Here is a 5,504-nt window from a genome sequence, read left to right on the forward strand (position 1 = left end):
CGCGATCGGGAGATCGCGGCGGAACTGATCGTCGGCACCGTCGCCGACGGGGTGGCCGCCGACGTGGCGGCGCAGAGTCCCCGCGAACGGCTGGCGATCCGGGAGGCGACCGTGCAGAAGATCCGGCTCATCGCGCTCGGCATGGACAACTGGTGGCCGCCCGCCCAGCGCTGAACAGCCGCACCGTCGCCGCGGCTAGTGAGCCCGCTCGACCACCCGCTCGCCCGGCAGGGTCTCCGGTCCGCGCACCGGCAGCAACACCAGCAGACCCGCGCCGAGCACCACCAGCAGCCCGACGATGCCCGCCCGGTCCGCGCCGAACAGCCACACCGACAGCCCGAACAGCGTCGGGGCGAGGAACGAGGCGGCCCGGCCGGTGGTGGTGTACAGGCCGAACATCTGTCCCTCCCGCCCCGGCGGGGCGAGCCGGATCAGGAACGAGCGCGCCGAGGCCTGCGCCGGACCGACGAACACCGTCAGCAGCAGGCCGAACACCCAGAACATCGCGGGCCCGGACACCACGAGCAGCGCCAGCCCGCACACCAGCATGCTCACCAGCGACACCACGATGACCGCCTTTGGCCCCACCCGATCGTCGAAGCGGCCCGCCGCCACCGCGCCGAGCGCGGCCACCACGTTGGCGGCGATGCCGAACAGCAGCACGTCGGAGTCGGCGATGCCGTAGACCTGCACCGCCAGCACCGCGCCGAAGGTGAACACCCCAGCCAGGCCGTCCCGGAAGACCGCGCTGGCCAACAGGAACCACACCGTGCGCCGATCGGTGCGCCACAACTCGCGCAGATCGCGGAACAACACCCGGTAGGCGCCGAGGAAGCGGGCCTTGTCGGCGCCGGGATCGGCGGTGGTGCGCGGCATCTCGGGAATCGCGAACATCACCGGCAGCGCGAAGGCGGCGAACCAGACCGCCGAGACCACCACGACCAGGCGGATGTTCAACCCGTCGTCGGTCGGCACGTCAAGAAAACCGCGATTGTCGCCCTCGCCGGCGATGAACCCGAAGTAGCACAGCAGCAGGAGAAAGATGCCGCCGAAATAGCCCATGGCCCAGCCGAATCCCGACACCCGGCCGACATTGTCCGGTGTGGACACCTGGCGCAGCATGGCGCTGTAGGGCACGTTCGCCAGTTCGAAGGCCGCCGAGCCGATCGCCAGCAGCGCGAGCCCGAGCCACAGGTCGCGATGATCGTCGTGCACGAAGAACATCGCCAGCATGGTCACGATGACCACCAGGGTCAGCACGCCGAGCGCCCGTTTGCGGCGCGCGGCCGCGTCGAAATACTGCCCGCTGACCGGAGCGGTCACCGCGACCACCAGCCCGGCCAGGCCGAGCGACCAGCCGAGCCAGGTGCTGGCCGCGATGCCGCCGGGCAGGTCGTCGCCGACCTTGTCGGTCAGGTAGACGGTGAACACGAACGCGACGATGACCGCGTTGAACGAGGCCGATCCCCAGTCCCACAGCCCCCAGGCGAGGACCTTTCCCCGCTCGGCGGCCTGTCCGATCGACTCCCGCGCGTCCGTCATGCGCACAGGCTAACGGCCGGGCGGCGGCACGGCAGGATTTACCCGATATGCACCCCGTTGCATATCACCCACGGTAACGCCTACCCTGGCCGCATGGCCCTCGAGCACGCCCTGCTGGTCTCGCTGAGCGAGCGCTCCGGTTCCGGCTACGAACTGGCGCGCCGGTTCGACAAGTCCATCGGCTTCTTCTGGACCGCCACCCACCAGCAGATCTACCGGGTGCTCAAGCGCATGGTCGAGTCCGGCTGGGTGGACTGCGAGTCGGTCGCCCAGGCGGGCAGGCCCGACAAGAAGGTCTACTCGGTGACCGCGGCGGGCCGGGCGGAGCTGACCCGCTGGATCGCCGAGCCGATCGACATCGAGGTCCCGCGCAGCGACCTCGGCGTGAAGATCCGCGGCGCGAGCCTGGCGGGCGGGGGCGGCGTCGCGGCCGTTTGCGAGGAACTCGTCCGGCACCGCGACTTCTACGCGCACCGCATGGAGGTGCTGCGCGCCATCGAGAAACGCGACTTCCCCGCGCCGGACCGGCTCACCGGCTCGACCCTGCACCAGTATCTGGTGCTGCGCGGGGGTATCCGCACCTGCGCGGGCTACATCGACTGGTGCGAGGAGATGCTGGCCATTCTGTCCGAGGGAGACAGTCACCGATGAGTTCCTTTCCCCATCTGTTCGAGCCGCTCGACCTCGGCTTCACCACACTGCGCAATCGCGTCGTCATGGGTTCCATGCACACCGGCCTGGAGGACCGGGCCTGGAACATCGACAAGCTGGCCGCCTACTTCGCCGAACGCGCCGCAGGCGGAGCGGGACTGCTGATCACCGGCGGCTACTCCCCCGACCGGGTCGGCAGGCTGCTGCCCTTCGGCGCCAAGCTGACCACCACCACCGAGGCGCTGCGGCACCGCACCGTCACCCGCGCGGTGCACGAGCACGGCGCCAAGATCGCCCTGCAGATCCTGCACGCGGGTCGCTACTCCTATCAGCCCGGCAGCGCCTCGGCCTCGTCGATCAAGGCCCCCATCAATCCCTTCCGGCCGCGCACGCTCAGCGGGCGCGGCGTCGAAAAGACCATCGCGGCCTACGTCCGCTGCGCGCGACTGGCGAAGCTGGCCGGCTACGACGGCTGCGAGATCATGGGCGGCGAGGGCTATCTGATCAACCAGTTCCTCGCCCCGCGCACCAACCACCGCACCGACGAGTGGGGCGGCTCGGCGGAGAACCGGCGGCGCTTCGCGCGGGAGAGCGTGCGCCGCACGCGCGCCGCCGTCGGCGCGGACTTCATCATCCTGTTCCGGCTGTCGATGGCCGAACTGGTCGAGGACGGGCAGACCTTCGAGGAGATCCTCACCCTGGCCGAGGAACTCGAGCGCGCAGGCGTGACCATCCTCAACACCGACATCGGCTGGCACGAGGCGCGCGTGCCGACCATCGTCACCTCGGTGCCGCGCGCGGCCTTCGTCGAATTCACCGCGCGCGTCGCGCGCCGGGTGTCGATCCCGGTGTGCGCGTCCAACCGCATCAACATGCCCGAGGTCGCCGAGGAGATCCTCACCCGCGGCGACGCCCGGTTGATCTCGATGGCCCGCCCGCTGCTGGCCGACCCGCAGTGGGCGAACAAGGCCGCGCAGGGCCGGGTGGACGAGATCAACACCTGCATCGCCTGCAACCAGGCCTGCCTCGACCACGCCTTCGCCAACAAGCGGGTGTCGTGCCTGCTCAACCCGCGCGCGGGCCACGAGACCGAATTGGTGCTCGCCCCCACCCGCCGCCGCAAGCGCATCGCCGTCGCCGGCGCGGGCCCGGCCGGGCTGTCGGCGGCGATCAATCTCGCCGAACGCGGTCACGCCGTCGACCTCTACGAGGCACGCGACCACATCGGCGGCCAGTTCGACATCGCCCGCCGCATCCCCGGCAAGGAGGAGTTCGACGAATCGCTGCGCTATTTCACCCGCATGCTCGAGGTGACCGGGGTCGACCTGCGGCTGAACACCCCGGCCACCGTGGCGAACCTGCTCGCCGGCGGCTACGACGAGGTGGTGGTGGCCACCGGGGTGCGCCCCCGGGTGCCGGACATCCCCGGCATCGACCACCCCAAGGTGCTGACCTACGCCGAGCTGGTGCGCGAGGAGAAGCCGGTGGGCAGGCGGGTGGCGATCATCGGCGCGGGCGGCATCGGCTTCGACGTGGGTGAATACCTGACCGTCGAGGGCCATCCCACGCTGAAACTCGACGAATGGAAGCAGGAGTGGGGTGTGGAATCCGGGGACGAGCTGGTGCGCGGTCAGCTGCGCGCCCCCGAGCCTGCGCCGCCCGCACGCGAGGTGGTGCTGCTCCAGCGCAAGACAACGCCCTTCGGCAAGGGGCTCGGCAGGACCACCGGCTGGGTGCACCGAGCCGCGCTGAAGGCCAAGGGCGTGGAGCAGGTCGGCGGGGTCAACTACGAGCGCATCGACGACGACGGCCTGCACATCAGCTTCGGCGAGCGGCGCGAACGTCCCCGGCTGATCCGCTGCGACAGCGTGGTGATCTGTGCGGGCCAGGAGTCGGTGCGTGAGCTGGCCGAGCCGCTGCGCGCGGCCGGGATGCGGGTGCACCTGATCGGCGGGGCGGAACTGGCCGCCGAACTGGACGCCAAGCGGGCCATCGACCAGGGCACCCGGCTGGCCGCCCGCCTCTAGCCGGCGGCGGCCCGGCTCCGGCGGAACCGCCGGGACCGACGCGCCTGTCGGGACGCGACGAACGGGACGAACGTTAGGCTCGCTGACGTGAGCCTGCCTTCTCCCACCACCGACAATCGCGCCGTCGTCACCGGCGCCTCCTCCGGCATCGGCACCGCCCTGGCCGCCGACCTGGCCGGACGCGGTTACTCGCTGATCCTGGTCGCCCGCCGCGGCGAACTGCTCGACGAGCTCGCCCAGCGACTCACCCTCGCGCACGGCATCACCGCCGAGGTGCGCGCGGTCGACCTGGCCGACCGCGCCCAGCGCGCCCCGCTGGTCGAGGAACTGGCCGCCCGCGACATCGCGATCCTGTGCAACAACGCCGGCATCGCCACCTTCGGCGCCGTCGCCGAACTCGATCCCGAGTACGAGCGCGCCCAGCTGGAACTCAATGCCGTTGCGGTGCACGACCTGACACTGGCCGTGCTGCCCGGCATGCTGGCCCGCCGTGCGGGCGGCATCCTGATCAGCGGCTCGGCCGCCGGCAACATGCCCATTCCCAACAACACCACCTACGCCGCCAGCAAAGCCTTCGCGAACACCTTCGCCGAATCGCTGCGCGGCGAACTCAAGGGCAGCGGCGTGCACGTGACCCTGCTCGCCCCCGGCCCGGTGCGCACCGAGACGCCCGATCCCGCAGAGGCTTCCATCGTCGATCGCATGGTCCCCGACTTCATGTGGGTCTCCTCCGAGTACACCGCCAAGGTCTCCATCGACGGCCTGGCGCGCAACAAGATGCGCGTCGTGCCGGGGCTGATCAGCAAGGGCATGAGCGTGGCGGGCCAGTACAGCCCGCGCGCGCTCAGCGCCCCGGTGGCAGGCGCCTTCTACCGCAAACTCGGCGGCTGACACCGGCTCCCGGCGAGCGATAGCCGATCTCTCCGTTGGTGGTACAGGTTACACACCGGGCGGGCGATCCCCTAACCGGGTCGGGGGTTGGGGTGTCCAAAACCGGTGGTGCCGGGGGCGATTCCCGGTCAGCGGCCTGTTTTGTCCCCGATTTGGTCATAGCGATCTGCTGTGGTTAGAGTTCTCCTCGGTCCAAGCAAGTAAGCAACGATGAAGGAGATACACACCATGGTGCTCGATCTCGTCTCGAACCTGCTCGCTGCTGTGCTCGCTCTGATCGGCCTCTGATCCTCGGAGACCGTCGACGCGCCCCCCCCCCCCCCCGGGGGGGAAACCCCCCGGCGCGGGGGGGGCGGGCGCATAGGAAACACAGTGACACCCACCATACACGGG

General features: G+C 70.3%; 4 protein-coding genes. 3 read left to right on the forward strand and 1 reads right to left on the reverse strand.

The window, feature by feature from the left end:
- Positions 1 to 195 precede the first annotated feature (195 nt).
- Positions 196 to 1,542, reverse strand: coding sequence for an MFS transporter (locus QH283_RS17490; RefSeq protein ID WP_280504059.1), 1,347 nt, complete (start codon positions 1,540 to 1,542; stop codon positions 196 to 198).
- 93 nt (positions 1,543 to 1,635) lie between these two features.
- On the opposite strand from QH283_RS17490, the gene QH283_RS17495 reads away from it, so the two are divergent.
- From QH283_RS17495 to cmrA, 3 genes are all read left to right on the forward strand, one after another.
- On the forward strand, positions 1,636 to 2,193 hold the full coding sequence (locus tag QH283_RS17495; protein ID WP_280504060.1) for a PadR family transcriptional regulator: 558 nt from the start codon (positions 1,636 to 1,638) through the stop codon (positions 2,191 to 2,193).
- Positions 2,190 to 4,220 (forward strand): NADPH-dependent 2,4-dienoyl-CoA reductase, encoded by a 2,031-nt coding sequence (locus QH283_RS17500; RefSeq protein ID WP_280504061.1) that lies wholly within the window; start codon positions 2,190 to 2,192, stop codon positions 4,218 to 4,220. The genes QH283_RS17495 and QH283_RS17500 overlap by 4 nt, the downstream gene beginning before the upstream one ends.
- Positions 4,221 to 4,307: 87 nt before the next feature.
- Positions 4,308 to 5,111: a mycolate reductase gene (cmrA, locus tag QH283_RS17505; RefSeq protein ID WP_280504062.1), complete on the forward strand. Its 804-nt coding sequence runs from the start codon at positions 4,308 to 4,310 to the stop codon at positions 5,109 to 5,111.
- Positions 5,112 to 5,504 lie beyond the last annotated feature (393 nt).

Origin of the sequence: Nocardia farcinica, from assembly GCF_029867845.1 — a bacterium.
Taxonomy (GTDB): domain Bacteria; phylum Actinomycetota; class Actinomycetes; order Mycobacteriales; family Mycobacteriaceae; genus Nocardia; species Nocardia farcinica_A.